Source organism: Ramlibacter sp. (genome assembly GCF_035706265.1).
In the GTDB taxonomy this organism is placed as follows: Bacteria; Pseudomonadota; Gammaproteobacteria; order Burkholderiales; family Burkholderiaceae_C; genus Ramlibacter.
In genome coordinates, this window is sequence record NZ_DASSVG010000502.1 from 1 (window position 1) to 12,563 (window position 12,563).

Below are 12,563 nucleotides of genomic sequence, written 5' to 3' on the forward strand. Positions count from 1 at the left end.
AGGCCCAGCGGCACGAACACCACGGCCAGCGCGTTGCCCAGCAGGATCATCGCCGCGACCCGCTCCGGCTCCTGCTCGTAGCGTTCCGCCAGCAGGTACTGCATCACGGCGGGCGGCAGCGCGCCGAACAGGATCAGCTGCGCCCGTGCCATGCCCTCGAGGCCGAGCGCCCAGGCGAGCGGCACGGCCACCGCCAGCCCCACCAGGGGCCGTGCGAAGGCACCGAGCAGGCCGCGCGGCACGTCGCGACGGCGCAACTGCGTGAGCCGCACACCCAGCGCGAACAGCATCAGCGGCACCATCGCGTCGCCGAGCAGCTTCATGCCTGTGAAGACCATCTCGGGCGGCCGCACACCGCTCCAGGCGCTGGCGAAGCCGAGGGCGCTGGAGAGCATCAAGGGGCTGAGCAGCAGCTCGCGCGTGCTCGCCGCGCTGCTGGTGATGCGCGAGCCGAGCGAGAAGTGCAGCAGGTTGCTGATGGAGAACAGGGCCACGGCGGCCCCGAAGCCCTGCGGCCCGAAGGCCAGCAGCGCGAGCGGCAGGCCCATGTTGCCGCAGTTGCTGAACATCACCACCGGCACCAGCGTGCGGGCCTGCGTGTGCGCCGCGCGGGCCACGAACCAGGCGACCAGCCCGCTCGCGACGATCAGCAGGGCGCCGCCGGCCAGCAGCGCGAGGTGCTCGCGCAGCTGGAACTCCTTGCCGGCGAGCGCCGTGTACACCAGCAACGGGCTCAGCACGTCGAGCACCATGCGGTTGAAGGACACCATGTCCGGCTGGTACCGCCGCGCGTAGAAGTACCCGATCGCGACGACCAGGAACACCGGGACGATCACCTGCGCGATGCGTGCGACGAGTTCCATCAGCGCTCGGGCCGCGCCAGCCAGGCGAGCAGGCGCTCGCGGGCCGGGGCGAGATTCTTGTAGGCGAGCACGGCTTCGCTCATGGAGGCGAGCGCGTCATGCAGGCGCTGCGCGTCCTGCGGCGCCGCCATCGCTTCGGCCAGCGGCTGCAGCTGCACGCGGATCGTGAACACGGCCTGCCCGGGCGCTTCGTCGACGGGGAAGAAGGTCTGGCGCTCCACGCGCAGGAAGCATTGCTGCGCGAACGCGGCCGGATCGTCCGTGGCCGGCCACGGCGCGCGCGGATGGCGGCGCGGGTGCTGGTCGAAGCGGCCGCTGGGCGTGACCGTCCACACGAAGCGCTCGAAGCGCTCGCCCGAGGTCACGAGCTGCACCAGTTGCGCGCCGGCGGCCAGCAGCAGCTGCTTGTCCGCCACGGGCGCATGCACGGCGGCGAAGGGAAGGCCCAGCTTCTCCTCCGGCGCCCAGTGCGAAGGCACGCACACGCACAGCCAGGGCAGGGTGCCCCCCGTGCCTTCGAGGACCGCGAAGTCCTCCTCGAAGGCGAGCTCCGGCGGGCCCTCGGCGGCGAGCCCTTCACGCGCGGCCTGCGCCGCGATCGCACGCAGCGCCGGCTGCGCGTCGAAGCCCGGCACGCACAGGCGACTGGCGCCGGCTTCCAGCACCGCCTTCTTTTCCTGCCACAGGGGCGAGCCGGCGGCCAGCGGCGTGAGCTGGCGCGCGCCCGCGCCCAGCCGCTGCAGCCCGGGCTGCATGCGGAACGGCACGGCGATGCGGGAGAGGTCGAAATCCACGGGGCCAGCAAAAAAGGCCCCTTGCGGAGCCTTCTTCTCTTCGGGGCCGCAGCCTCAGACGCGGCGGCGGTATTCGCCGGTGCGGGTGTCGATCTCGACCTTGTCGCCTTGGGCCACGAAGATCGGCACGCCGATCTCGAAGCCGGTGGCGATCTTGGCGGGCTTGAGCACCTTGCCGGACGTGTCGCCCTTGACGGCCGGTTCCGTCCAGGTGATCTCGCGCTCGACGCTGGTCGGGATCTCGACGGAGATCGCCTTGCCTTCGTAGAACACCACTTCGGCGGGCATGCCGTCTTCCAGGTAGTTCAGGGCGTCGCCCATGTTGTCGGCTTCGACCTCGTACTGGTTGTACTCGGCGTCCATCCAGACGTACATCGGGTCGGCGAAGTAGGAGTAGGTGCACTCCTTCTTGTCCAGCACGATCTGGTCCATCTTGTCGTCGGCCTTGAAGACGACTTCGGTGCCCTGGTTGTTCAGCAGGCTCTTGAGCTTCATGCGCACGGTCGCCGCGTTGCGGCCGCCACGCGAGTACTCGGTCTTGAGCACGACCCAGGGGTTGCCGTTCTGCATGATCACGTTGCCGGCGCGGATTTCTTGAGCGATTTTCATAACAGTCTCTCGGGTGTGGGCCACCACAGGTCCCGGCCAAATCCTTTCCTGATTCTCCTGAGACTGCGCGCAGACTTCTCGAAGCTGCGGGTGGCGGCAAGTTCGGGCGCTCACGAACCCAGGGGGCAGTAGCGCGCAAAGCTCTATATTCTACCGCGGGCGGCCGCGAAGCGTACGAGTTCGGCCGCGAGCTCGGGCAATGCTTGCGCCCGGTCAAAGGCCGATGTCGCACTGCCGCGCCAGCCCGGAAGGTCCAGCGCGGGCAGCGGGCCCTGCTTCACCCCGTTCCACAGCAGGAAGAAGTCACGCAGGTCGGCGGGCGGCTGCAACCAGCCGAGGAATGCTTCCAGTTTCGCGTGGTGGGCATCGTCGTGCTGCGGATAGATCTGCCAGACGGAGGGCACCCCGGCCAGCAGCCCGCGCACGAAGGAATCCTCGCCACGCACGAAGTTGAGGTCGCAGGACCACAGCAGGTGGTCGTATTCGCGCTGGCTCAGCAGGGGCAGGAAGTGCAGCTGCAAGACGCCGCGCGAGCCGGCACCGCACTGGCGGACCGCGGCGGCCGCCCGGCCGGCGGTCACCAGCAGGTGCGTCGGCGTGCCGCCCTGCGCGAGCTGGTCCAGCAGCTGGGGCAGCGCCGCCGGCTCGTAGCAGAACAGGCTCAGCACGCGTCCGTCGTCCGCGCCGATGCCCCACTGGCGCAGCCAGGCATTGCGGTCGAACGCCGCCCGGCGCGCCGCGAGGTCCTGCTCGCGCAGCAGGCCACCCGTGCGCGCCGAGAAACCCGGATAGAAGAAGTGCTTGACCAGCCCGGCGCCGGGGCCCTGCATCACCGGCGAGGGCAGGCCGTGGCTGCGCTCCACGTAGCCCTCGGCCGAGAGGTATTCCAGGTTCAGCCATACGGGCGGCACCGGCAGGGCGGCCATGCGGGCGACGAAGGAAGCCGGCGGATCGCAGCCGAAGGCCTCGATCGCGACATCGCCCGGCGCCAGGTCGGGCGCGGGCTCGGTCCAGGGCACGAGCTGCACGCCCGGCGCACCCTGCGGCGCCATCCATTGCAGCAGCGCGCTGTCGTCCATCCACAGGCGCACGGTGTGCCCGCGCGCCGCGAGTTCGGCCGCGAGCCGCCAGCACACGCCGGCGTCGCCGTGGTTGTCGATGACCTTGCAGAAGATGTCCCAGCGCACGGCCTCGATAATAGGCGGCATGGTCGAAGGGCATTCCGCGGAGCTGCTGGCGCAGGTGGCCGCCTTGCCGGCACTGCCCGGCGTCTACCGCTATTACGACGCGGAGGGCGGCGTGCTCTACGTGGGCAAGGCGCGCAACCTGAAGAAGCGCGTCTCCAGCTACTTCCAGAAGAACCATGGCGGCACGCGCATCGGCCACATGGTCGGCAAGATCGCGCGGCTCGAGACGACGGTGGTGCGCTCCGAGGCCGAGGCGCTGCTGCTCGAGAACAACCTGATCAAGACCCTGGCGCCGCGCTACAACATCCTGTTCCGCGACGACAAGAGCTATCCCTACCTGAAGATCACGGGGTCGCCGGACAAGGTGGGCTTTGCGGCGAAGGAGGGTGGCGCGCCTTCGGCCTCGGTGTTCCCGCGCGTGGCCTACTACCGTGGCGCGGTCGACCGCAAGCACCGCTACTTCGGGCCCTATCCGAGTGCCTGGGCAGTGAAGGAATCGATCCAGCTGTTGCAGAAGGTGTTCCGCCTGCGCACCTGCGAGGACACGGTGTTCGCCAATCGCACCCGGCCCTGCCTGCTGTACCAGATCAAGCGCTGCTCCGGCCCCTGCGTCAACCTCGTCTCACCCGAGGCCTATCACCAGGACGTGCTGAACGCGGAAGCGTTCCTGCGCGGCGACACCCATTCCGTGCTGCAGGCGCTGGAGCAGCGCATGATGGCGCACGCCGAGAAGCTGGAGTTCGAACAGGCCGCCGAACTGCGCAACCAGATGGCGGCGCTGTCCAAGGTGTTGCACCAGCAGTCGGTGGAGACGGTGTCGGACAAGGACGTGGACATCCTCGCCGTGCAGGTGCAGGGCGGCAAGGCGTGCGTCAACCTGGCGATGGTGCGCGGCGGCCGCCACCTCGGCGACCGCGCCTACTTCCCCAGCCACATCGAGGACGCGACGGCGGTGCAGGAGTTCGACTCCGCCGCCGAAGCCGTGCAGGGGCTGCCGGTGGAAGTGCAGGTGCTGGAAGCCTTCATCGCGCAGCACTACATCGGCGTGCCGCTGCCTTCGACCCTGATCACCAGCCACCCGGTGGAGGCGGAGCTGGTCGAGGCGCTGTCGGAGCAGGCCGGCGTGCGCATCGCGGCCGTCCACAATCCGCGCGGGCAGCGCCGGCTGTGGCTGGAGATGGCGCAGAAGAACGCCGAAATCCAGCTCGCGCGCCTGCTGGCCGAGGAGGGCTCGCAGCAGGCCCGCACCCGCGCGCTGGTGGAGGCGCTGGACCTGGCGCCCGACAACCTGGACACCTTCCGCATCGAGTGCTTCGACATCTCGCACACGGCGGGCGAGGCGACGCAGGCTTCCTGCGTGGTGTTCCACCACCACCAGATGCAGAACCGCGAATACCGCCGCTACAACATCGACGGCATCACGCCCGGCGACGACTATGCGGCCATGCGGCAGGTGCTGGCGCGCCGCTACGCCCGCCTGGCGCAGGCGGGGCGCGACACGCCCGAGGCGACGCCACCGGAAGGCGAGGCGGAAGAGGCGGCGCTGGCGCAGGAGCCGGAGATGGCACTGGCCGCGGAGCCGGCGCCGGGGACGCCGGTTGCCGAAGCGGCGCTGCCCGAGGCGGCCGCCGAAGCTTCGCTGCCCGATGCCCCGCCGAAGCGCCCCAAGCCCGGCGGGGGCGGCAGCGCGCAGCGCCTGCCGGACCTGGTGCTGGTCGACGGCGGCCGCGGCCAGGTGAGCATGGCGCGCGAGGTGTTCGCCGAACTGGGGCTGGACCTGTCGGTGATCGTCGGGGTGGAGAAGGGCGAGGGCCGCAAGGTGGGCCTGGAGGAACTGGTGTTCGCCGACGGCCGCGACAAGGTGTACCTGGGGCGCGAGTCCGCGGCCCTGATGCTGGTGGCGCAGATCCGCGACGAGGCGCACCGCTTCGCCATCACGGGCATGCGGGCGCGGCGCGCGCGCGTGCGGGTGGGTGGCAGCCAGCTGGAGGAAATCCCGGGCGTGGGCGCGAAGAAGCGGGCCCGCCTGCTGCAACGCTTCGGCGGCGTGCGCGGTGTGGCGGCCGCCAGCGTGGAGGACATCGCCACGGTCGAAGGCATCTCGCGCGAGCTGGCGGAGCAGATCTACCGGGCGCTGCATTGACCAACCCCGTCACCCCCGCGCAGGCGGGGGCCCAGAGCGCGCGCCCCGCGCGCGAACGCGGAAGCACCGGATTCCCGCCCGCGCGGGGATGACCTGGAACGGCATGCCAGAATCGCGGCCTATGTTCTTCACCGTCCCGACGCTCCTCACGTGGACGCGCATCCTCGCGATCCCCTTGCTGGTGGGCGTGTTCTACATCGGGCTGCCGCGCCACACCCAGAACCTCGTCGCGACGGTGATGTTCATCGTGTTCGCGGCCACCGACTGGCTGGACGGCTACCTCGCGCGCAAGCTCGATCAGCAGTCCTCCTTCGGCGCCTTCCTCGATCCGGTGGCCGACAAGTTCCTGGTCTGCGCCTCGCTGCTGGTGCTGGTGGACCAGCAGCGCGCCGACGTGTTCGTGGCCCTGATCATCATCGGCCGCGAGATCGCGATCTCGGCCCTGCGCGAGTGGATGGCGCAGATCGGCGCCTCGCGCTCGGTGGCCGTGCACATGATCGGCAAGATCAAGACCACCGTGCAGATGGTCGCCATCCCCTTCCTGCTGTTCGAGGGCCGCCTGTTCGGCGCGATCGACACGCTGCGCTGGGGCACCTGGCTGATCTGGACTGCCGCCATCCTGACCGTGTGGTCGATGGTCTACTACCTGCAGAAGGCGCTGCCGGAGATCCGGCGCCGGGTCAAGAAGTAGATGAGCGCCGTCGTCGCCTCGCGCACCGATGCGCTGCTGCGGGCCATGCCCGCGGTCTTCGTCGTCATCTGGAGCACGGGCTTCATCGTGGCGCGCTACGCGATGCCGCACGCGCCGCCGCTGAAGTTCCTGTCGTTGCGCTACGCGTGCTCGGTGGCCGTGTTCCTGCTCTGGGCGCTGGCGACGCGCGCCGCCTGGCCGCGCGGCCGGGCGCAATTCGGCCATCTCGCGGTGGCCGGCATCCTGATGCACGCGGGCTATCTCGGGGGCGTCTGGGCCGCCGTGAAGACCGGCATGGGCGCGGGCCTGTCGGCGCTGCTGGTCGGGCTGCAGCCGGTGCTGACGGCGATCTGGATCTCCGCCCGCGGCGGCGAGGTGCGGGCCCGCCAGTGGGCCGGCCTGGCGCTGGGCCTGCTGGGGCTGGTGCTCGTCGTCTGGCAGAAGCTCGGTTACGGCGAAGTGAGCCCGTTGAACTTCACCTATGCGGTGATCGCGCTCTTTGCGATCACCGCCGGCACGCTTTACCAGAAGCGCTTCGTCGCGCCCTGCGACGTGCGCACGGCCAACCTGGTGCAGCTCGCCGCCGCCTTCGGCGTGACCCTGCCGCTCGCGCTGCTGGAAGGCGAAAGTATGCGCTGGGTGCTGCCCGGTGGCGCCCTGAACGGCGAGCTGGCGGGCGCGCTGGCCTGGTCGGTGCTGGGCATGACGCTCGGCGGCAGTTCGCTGCTGTACCTGCTGATCCAGCGCGGCGCGGCCACCACCGTCTCCAGCCTGATGTACCTGGTGCCGCCGACGACGGCGCTGATGGCGTGGGTGCTGTTCGACGAGCCGATCACCGCGCTGATCGTCGCCGGCATGGCGCTCGCCGCCGTGGGCGTGAGCCTGGTGGTGCGGCCGGCGCGCTCATAGCGCCTTGCGGGCCGGGCTCTTCGCCTTCCAGGGCTCGCCGCGGAAGCGCTCGGCCAGGAAGTCGACCAGCAGCCGGATGCGCTTGGGCGTGCTGGCGCTGTGCGGCGCCAGCCAGTGGATGTCCGCATCGGTCATCGCGTAGCCGGGAAGCACGCGCACCAGCTGTCCCGACGCCAGCGCGCCGGCGATGTCCCACAGGCTGCGCAGCATGATGCCGTGGCCGGCCAGGCACCAGTCGCGCACCAGTTCGCCCGAGTTGGAGGAGAGCGGACCGCCCACGCGCACGCGCACTTCCGTCCGATCGCGTTCGCGCTGCAGCCGCCAGACGTCGAACTGCTCGTTCTCGCGCACCGCCAGGCAGTCGTGTGCCGCGAGTTCCTCCAGCGCCGCAGGTGTGCCGCGCCGGCGCAGGTAGTCGGGCGCGGCCACCAGCACGCGCTGGTTGCGCGCCAGCCGCCGGCCGGTCCATTCGCTCGCGCGCGGACCGCGCACTTCCCACAGCCACACGGCGCCGTCGAAGCCCTCGACGGCCAGGTCGGGCAGTTGCTCCGTCAGCTGCACTTGCACCTCCAGCTGCGGATGGCGCTGCTGGAACTGCGCAATCGCGGGCCCCAGCCACAGCCGCCCGAAGCCGAAGGTGGCGGCCAGCCGGATGCGGCCGACCGGCTCCTTGTGGCGCTCCTGCAGCTCGGCCTCCATGGCCTGGAAGCCGGCCAGCAGGCCGGTCGCGCGCTCGCACAACGCCTCGCCTTCGGCGGTGGGCACGACGCGCCGCGTGGTGCGCTGGAACAGCTTGAGCCCCAGCCGTGCCTCCAGCGCGGCCAGCCGCTTGGTGATCACCGACGGCACGACGTCGGCGGCCGCGGCCGCGCCCGCCAGGCTGCCCTGGGCGCGGATGGCCAGCAGCAGTTCGAGGTCGGCGCGTTCCAGGTGAGGCTGCATTGCTTCCGGATCGGAAAGAATCCCTTGCCGCATTATTGCTTGCCCCGGGCAGGGGGCGGGTCCAGAATGCCGCCCATGCTGGATGGCTTCGAAACCCTGCGGATCGCGCGCGGCGACGTCACGCTGAACGTGCGCCGGGCCGGGCAGGGCGAGCCGCTGCTGCTGCTGCACGGCCATCCGCAGACGCATGCCATGTGGCACCGCGTCGCGCCGCAGCTGGCGCAGCGCTTCCAGCTGGTGCTGATGGACCTGCGCGGCTACGGCGATTCGGGCCGGCCCGCCGCCGGCGAAGGATCGGGCGCGTATGCCAAGCGCGAGATGGCGCTCGACGCCATCGAGGTGATGCGGCAACTCGGGCACGAGCGCTTCCAGGTGCTGGCGCACGACCGCGGCGCGCGGGTGGCGCACCGGCTGGCGCTGGACCACCCGGAGAGCGTCGAGCGCCTGCTGCTGCTGGACATCGCGCCGACGCTGGCCATGTACCGCCACACCAGCGAAGCGTTCGCCCGCGCGTACTGGCACTGGTTCTTCCTGATCCAGCCGCCGCCCTTGCCGGAGGCGCTGATCGCCTCCGACCCGGTGCGCTACGTGCGCTCGGTGATGGGCGCGCGCCACGCGGGGCTGGCGGCCTTCGCGCCCGAGGCGCTGGCCGAATACGAGCGCTGCGCCGCGATCCCCGGCACGGCCGAAGCGATCTGCGCCGACTACCGCGCCAGCGCCGGCATCGATCTCGCGCACGACGAGCAAGACCAGGAGGCCGGCCGCCGGCTCACGCAGCCGCTGCGCGTGCTGTGGGGCGAGCATGGCGCCGTGGGGCGTTCGTTCGACGTGCCCGCCCTCTGGCAGCCTTATGCCAGCCAGTTCAGCGGCCGCAGCCTGCCCTGCGGCCATTACATCGCGGAAGAGGCTCCGGCCCTTCTGCTGCAGGAAATCCTCACCTTTTTCAGGAGCACACCGTGAGCAAGAAGCGCATCGCAGTCATCCCCGGCGACGGCATCGGCAAGGAGGTCATGCCCGAGGGCGTGCGCGTGGTGGAGGCCGCCGCGCGCAAGTTCGGCATCGACATCGCGTTCGACCATTTCGACTTCGCGAGCTGGGACTACTGCGAAAAGCACGGCAAGTACATGCCGGACGACTGGAAGGACCAGGTCGGCGGCCACGACGCCATCTTCTTCGGCGCGGTGGGCTGGCCCGAGAAGATCCCCGACCACGTGTCGCTGTGGCAGTCGCTGCTGCTGTTCCGCCGCGAGTTCGACCAGTACGTCAACCTGCGCCCGGCGCGCCTGATGCCCGGCATCGTCGCCCCCGTGGTGCGCAAGGACGGCAGCCGCCGCGAGCCCGGCGAGATCGACATGTACATCGTGCGCGAGAACACCGAGGGCGAGTACTCCGCCATCGGCGGCCGCATGTACCCCGGCACCGAGCGCGAGATCGTGATGCAGGAGACGGTGATGTCCCGCCACGGCGTCGACCGGGTGCTGAAGTTCGCCTTCGAGCTCGCGCAGAAGCGGCCGAAGAAGCACCTCACCAGCGCCACCAAGTCCAACGGCATCGCGATCACCATGCCCTACTGGGACGAGCGCGTCGCCGAGATGGCGAAGAAGTACCCCGAGGTCAGGACGGACAAGTTCCACATCGACATCCTCACCGCGCACTTCGTGCAGCGGCCCGACTTCTTCGACGTGGTGGTGGCCAGCAACCTGTTCGGCGACATCCTGTCGGACCTGGGCCCGGCCTGCACCGGCACCATCGGCATCGCACCCAGCGCCAACCTGAACCCGGACCGCAGGTTCCCCTCGCTGTTCGAGCCGGTGCACGGCTCCGCGCCCGACATCTACGGCCGCAACATCGCCAACCCGATCGGCCAGGTCTGGTGCGGCGCCATGATGCTGGAGTTCCTGGGCCACAAGGAGGCCCACGACGCGATCCTGAAGGCCATCGAGACCGTGCTCGACCCGAAATCGGGTGCGCCCCGCACCGGCGACATCGGCGGCAAGGCCAGCACCACGGACGTGGGCAAGGCCATCGCGGCGGCGCTGTAAAGGCGCGTGCGGCCCTGTAGCGGGGGTGACAGCGGGGTGGCAGCGCCGCAAGCACTCGCTCACGCGCGGGTGCGAGCGGCGTCAGGTTCTGCGCGGAATGCCGAAGCGCGTGTTGTATTGCCGCATGGCGTATTGACACCGCCGGAGCCCCTGTTTCTAATCCACGCCAGTGGCCGCAGGCCGCACGCACTTGTCTCCCCTTCCTGCCGCAGGCGCCTTCGCGACGCGGGAACGGGAGACAAATTTTTGAGAGAACACGCCACACCATTCAATCTGGATCCGGAGGGGCTCCCTGTGAACAAGACCGAATTGATCGAGCACATCGCCAAACACGCCGACATCTCCAAGGCCGCTGCCACGCGCGCGCTGGAATCGATGATCGGCGCTGTGAAGACGACGCTGAAGAAAGGCGGCTCGGTCTCGCTCGTCGGCTTCGGCACTTTTGCCGTGGGCAAGAGGGCCGCGCGCAGCGGCCGCAATCCCCGCACCGGCGCGCAGATTAAAATCAAGGCTGCCAAGGTGCCCAAGTTCCGTCCCGGCAAGGCGCTGAAGGATGCGCTGAACTGATCGGTGCTGACCGGTGGGGTGCTTAGCTCAGCTGGTAGAGCGGCGCCCTTACAAGGCGTAGGTCGGCGGTTCGATCCCGTCAGCACCCACCAAAGAGAAGAAAGGCGAACCGTGGTTCGCCTTTTTGTTTGTCCTGAGAACGAGATCCGAACATGTTTGAATTCGTCCGCAAGCACAACAAGTGGATGCAGCTGCTGCTGTTCCTGCTGATCGTGCCGTCCTTTGTCCTGTTCGGCCTCCAGGGCTACAACCGAATGCAGGAGCGCGGCGAGACCGTGGCCAAGGTCGACGGCCACGAGATCTCGCAGCAGGACTGGGACGAGGCGCACAAGCGCCAGGTGGACCGCCTGCGCGAGCAGATGCCGGGCATCGACGCCAAGCTGCTCGATTCGGCCCAGGCCAAGTACGGCACGCTGGAGCAGATGGTGCGCGAGCGCGTGCTCGCCGCCGCCGTGGAGCACCAGCACCTGATGGTGGGCGACCAGCGGCTGGCGCGCGAGCTGCAGTCCAACGAGCTGATCGCCGCGCTGCGCGGGCCGGACGGCAAGCTCGATCTGAAGCGCTACGAGCAGCTGCTGGCCTCGCGTGGCATGTCGCCGCAGATGTTCGAAAACCAGATGCGCAACGACATCGCGCTGCGCCAGGTGATCGGGGGCGTGGTGCAGTCCGGCTTCACGCCGCCGGGCCAGGCCGCGGTGGCGCTGGGCAGCTACTTCGAGCGTCGCGAGGCGCAGCTCGCGCGCTTCAACGCCGCCGACTACAAGGCCAAGGTGCAGCCCACCGAGGACGAACTGCAGGCCTTCTACAAGCAGAACCCGCAGCTGTTCCAGTCGCCCGAGCAGGCCAGCATCGAGTACGTGGTGCTCGACCTCGCTTCGGTGCAGAAGGGCGTGACCGTCAACGAGGCGGACCTCAAGACCTACTTCGAGCAGAACCAGGGCCGCGTCGGCGGCGTCGAGGAGCGCCGCGCCAGCCACATCCTGATCGCCGTGCCCCCGGGGGCGCCGCAGGCCGAGAAGGACAAGGCCAAGGCCAAGGCGGAGGAACTGCTCGCCCAGGTGAAGAAGAACCCGGACAGCTTCGCCGAAGTGGCGAAGAAGAACTCGCAGGACCCCGGCTCCGCGGCCAACGGCGGCGACCTCGACTGGTTCGCCCCCGGCGCGATGGTGAAGCCGTTCGCCGGCGCGCTCGCCAACCTCAAGACGAACGAGTACACGAAGACGCCCGTGCAGACGCAGTTCGGCTGGCACGTGATCCAGCTCCTCGGCAAGCGCGACCGGACGCCGCCGACGTTCGACGCCGTGAAGGATCAGCTGCAGCAGATCGTGCTGTCGAAGAAGTTCAAGGCGTACTCGGACGACATGATGAAGACCGCGAAGATCGAGCCGCCGCTGCCGGGCATGGCGGCCGCGGAGCCGGCCACGCCGGCGGACGCGAGCGGCACGCCGGCCGCGGCGCCGGTCCCTGCGCCCGCGGACAAGCCCGCGACGAACTGACGCGGATTCAGGCCGATTCCGGCGGCAGCCGCGTCTCCAGGATCTTCTGGAGCGCGGCTTCGTCGAGGATGCGCACCCCGAGCGACTGCGCCTTCGCGAGCTTCGAGCCCGCGTCGGCGCCCACCACGAGGAAGCTCGTCTTCTTCGAGACGCTGCCCGACACCTTCGCGCCGAGCGCGCGCAGCGCGTCCTCCGCGGCCTCGCGCTGCATGCCCGCGAGCGTGCCGGTGATCACGAACGTGAGGTCCGCGAGCGGCGCGCCGGCGGAGCGTCGCTTCGGCGAGAAGAACGCCGCCAGCCTGTTCAAGGCCATCCAGAAG

At 69.8% G+C, this 12,563-nt stretch carries 13 protein-coding genes and 1 tRNA gene; 8 read left to right on the plus strand and 6 right to left on the minus strand.

Translation table 11 applies throughout. The annotated features are described in order from the left end of the window. The 4 genes from VFM98_RS17915 to earP all read right to left on the minus strand — a co-directional run. Nucleotides 1-863: AEC family transporter (locus VFM98_RS17915; protein WP_325111261.1), on the minus strand; the 863-nt coding region annotated here is incomplete at its 3' end. Beyond that, nucleotides 863-1,657 carry a heme-dependent oxidative N-demethylase subunit alpha family protein gene (locus tag VFM98_RS17920; protein WP_325111262.1) on the minus strand — a complete coding sequence of 265 codons (795 nt, stop codon included), beginning with the start codon at nucleotides 1,655-1,657 and terminating at the stop codon, nucleotides 863-865. The genes VFM98_RS17920 and VFM98_RS17915, both read right to left, overlap by 1 nt. A 54-nt stretch (nucleotides 1,658-1,711) precedes the next feature. Then, nucleotides 1,712-2,266: an elongation factor P gene (gene efp / locus VFM98_RS17925; RefSeq protein WP_325111263.1), complete on the minus strand. Its 555-nt coding sequence runs from the start codon at nucleotides 2,264-2,266 to the stop codon at nucleotides 1,712-1,714. A 143-nt stretch (nucleotides 2,267-2,409) separates the two neighbouring features. Next, the gene (gene earP, locus VFM98_RS17930) at nucleotides 2,410-3,474 is read right to left on the minus strand and encodes an elongation factor P maturation arginine rhamnosyltransferase EarP (RefSeq protein ID WP_325111264.1); all 1,065 of its coding nucleotides are present in this window, start codon (nucleotides 3,472-3,474) and stop codon (nucleotides 2,410-2,412) included. Between earP and uvrC the strand changes: the two genes are divergently transcribed. From uvrC to VFM98_RS17945, 3 genes are all read left to right on the plus strand, one after another. Continuing rightward, the gene (gene uvrC, locus VFM98_RS17935; RefSeq protein ID WP_325111265.1) at nucleotides 3,473-5,596 is read left to right on the plus strand and encodes an excinuclease ABC subunit UvrC; all 2,124 of its coding nucleotides are present in this window, start codon (nucleotides 3,473-3,475) and stop codon (nucleotides 5,594-5,596) included. The two genes, earP and uvrC, sit on opposite strands and share 2 nt — an antisense overlap. A 121-nt stretch (nucleotides 5,597-5,717) precedes the next feature. Then, nucleotides 5,718-6,287: a CDP-diacylglycerol--glycerol-3-phosphate 3-phosphatidyltransferase gene (gene pgsA / locus VFM98_RS17940; protein WP_325111266.1), complete on the plus strand. Its 570-nt coding sequence runs from the start codon at nucleotides 5,718-5,720 to the stop codon at nucleotides 6,285-6,287. Continuing rightward, nucleotides 6,288-7,196, plus strand: coding sequence for a DMT family transporter (locus VFM98_RS17945; protein ID WP_325111267.1), 909 nt, complete (start codon nucleotides 6,288-6,290; stop codon nucleotides 7,194-7,196). On the opposite strand, the gene VFM98_RS17950 is transcribed toward VFM98_RS17945, so the two are convergent. Next, nucleotides 7,191-8,138, minus strand: coding sequence for a LysR family transcriptional regulator (locus tag VFM98_RS17950; RefSeq protein ID WP_325111268.1), 948 nt, complete (start codon nucleotides 8,136-8,138; stop codon nucleotides 7,191-7,193). The two genes, VFM98_RS17945 and VFM98_RS17950, sit on opposite strands and share 6 nt — an antisense overlap. 75 nt (nucleotides 8,139-8,213) lie before the next feature. Here VFM98_RS17950 and VFM98_RS17955 point away from each other — a divergent pair, with 75 nt between their 5' ends. The 5 genes from VFM98_RS17955 (at nucleotide 8,214) to VFM98_RS17975 (ending at nucleotide 12,243) form a co-directional block, all read left to right on the plus strand. After that, nucleotides 8,214-9,098, plus strand: a complete 885-nt coding sequence (locus VFM98_RS17955) for an alpha/beta hydrolase (protein ID WP_325111269.1) — start codon at nucleotides 8,214-8,216, stop codon at nucleotides 9,096-9,098. Next, the gene (locus tag VFM98_RS17960; protein WP_325111270.1) at nucleotides 9,095-10,180 is read left to right on the plus strand and encodes a tartrate dehydrogenase; all 1,086 of its coding nucleotides are present in this window, start codon (nucleotides 9,095-9,097) and stop codon (nucleotides 10,178-10,180) included. The genes VFM98_RS17955 and VFM98_RS17960 overlap by 4 nt, the downstream gene beginning before the upstream one ends. A 294-nt stretch (nucleotides 10,181-10,474) precedes the next feature. Beyond that, nucleotides 10,475-10,747: an HU family DNA-binding protein gene (locus VFM98_RS17965; RefSeq protein ID WP_013901776.1), complete on the plus strand. Its 273-nt coding sequence runs from the start codon at nucleotides 10,475-10,477 to the stop codon at nucleotides 10,745-10,747. A gap of 16 nt (nucleotides 10,748-10,763) precedes the next feature. Then, nucleotides 10,764-10,839: transfer RNA gene (locus tag VFM98_RS17970), tRNA-Val, on the plus strand. Between the two features lie 60 nt (nucleotides 10,840-10,899). Next, on the plus strand, nucleotides 10,900-12,243 hold the full coding sequence (locus VFM98_RS17975) for a peptidylprolyl isomerase (protein WP_325111271.1): 1,344 nt from the start codon (nucleotides 10,900-10,902) through the stop codon (nucleotides 12,241-12,243). Nucleotides 12,244-12,250: 7 nt separating this feature from the next. Here the strand turns inward: VFM98_RS17975 and VFM98_RS17980 are convergent. Next, nucleotides 12,251-12,563, minus strand: a 313-nt coding sequence (locus tag VFM98_RS17980; RefSeq protein ID WP_325111272.1) for a BRCT domain-containing protein, incomplete at its 5' end; no start/stop codon positions are given.

Bases quoted from the DNA above. Each gene is read 5' to 3' on its own strand.
- efp (WP_325111263.1), bottom strand. From the start codon at position 2,266: ATGAAAATCGCTCAAGAAATCCGCGCCGGCAACGTGATCATGCAGAAC.
- uvrC (WP_325111265.1), top strand. From the start codon at position 3,473: ATGGTCGAAGGGCATTCCGCGGAGCTGCTGGCGCAGGTGGCCGCCTTG.
- earP (WP_325111264.1), bottom strand. From the start codon at position 3,474: ATGCCGCCTATTATCGAGGCCGTGCGCTGGGACATCTTCTGCAAGGTC.
- pgsA (WP_325111266.1), top strand. From the start codon at position 5,718: ATGTTCTTCACCGTCCCGACGCTCCTCACGTGGACGCGCATCCTCGCG.
- VFM98_RS17945 (WP_325111267.1), top strand. From the start codon at position 6,288: ATGAGCGCCGTCGTCGCCTCGCGCACCGATGCGCTGCTGCGGGCCATG.
- VFM98_RS17950 (WP_325111268.1), bottom strand. From the start codon at position 8,138: ATGCAGCCTCACCTGGAACGCGCCGACCTCGAACTGCTGCTGGCCATC.
- VFM98_RS17955 (WP_325111269.1), top strand. From the start codon at position 8,214: ATGCTGGATGGCTTCGAAACCCTGCGGATCGCGCGCGGCGACGTCACG.
- VFM98_RS17975 (WP_325111271.1), top strand. From the start codon at position 10,900: ATGTTTGAATTCGTCCGCAAGCACAACAAGTGGATGCAGCTGCTGCTG.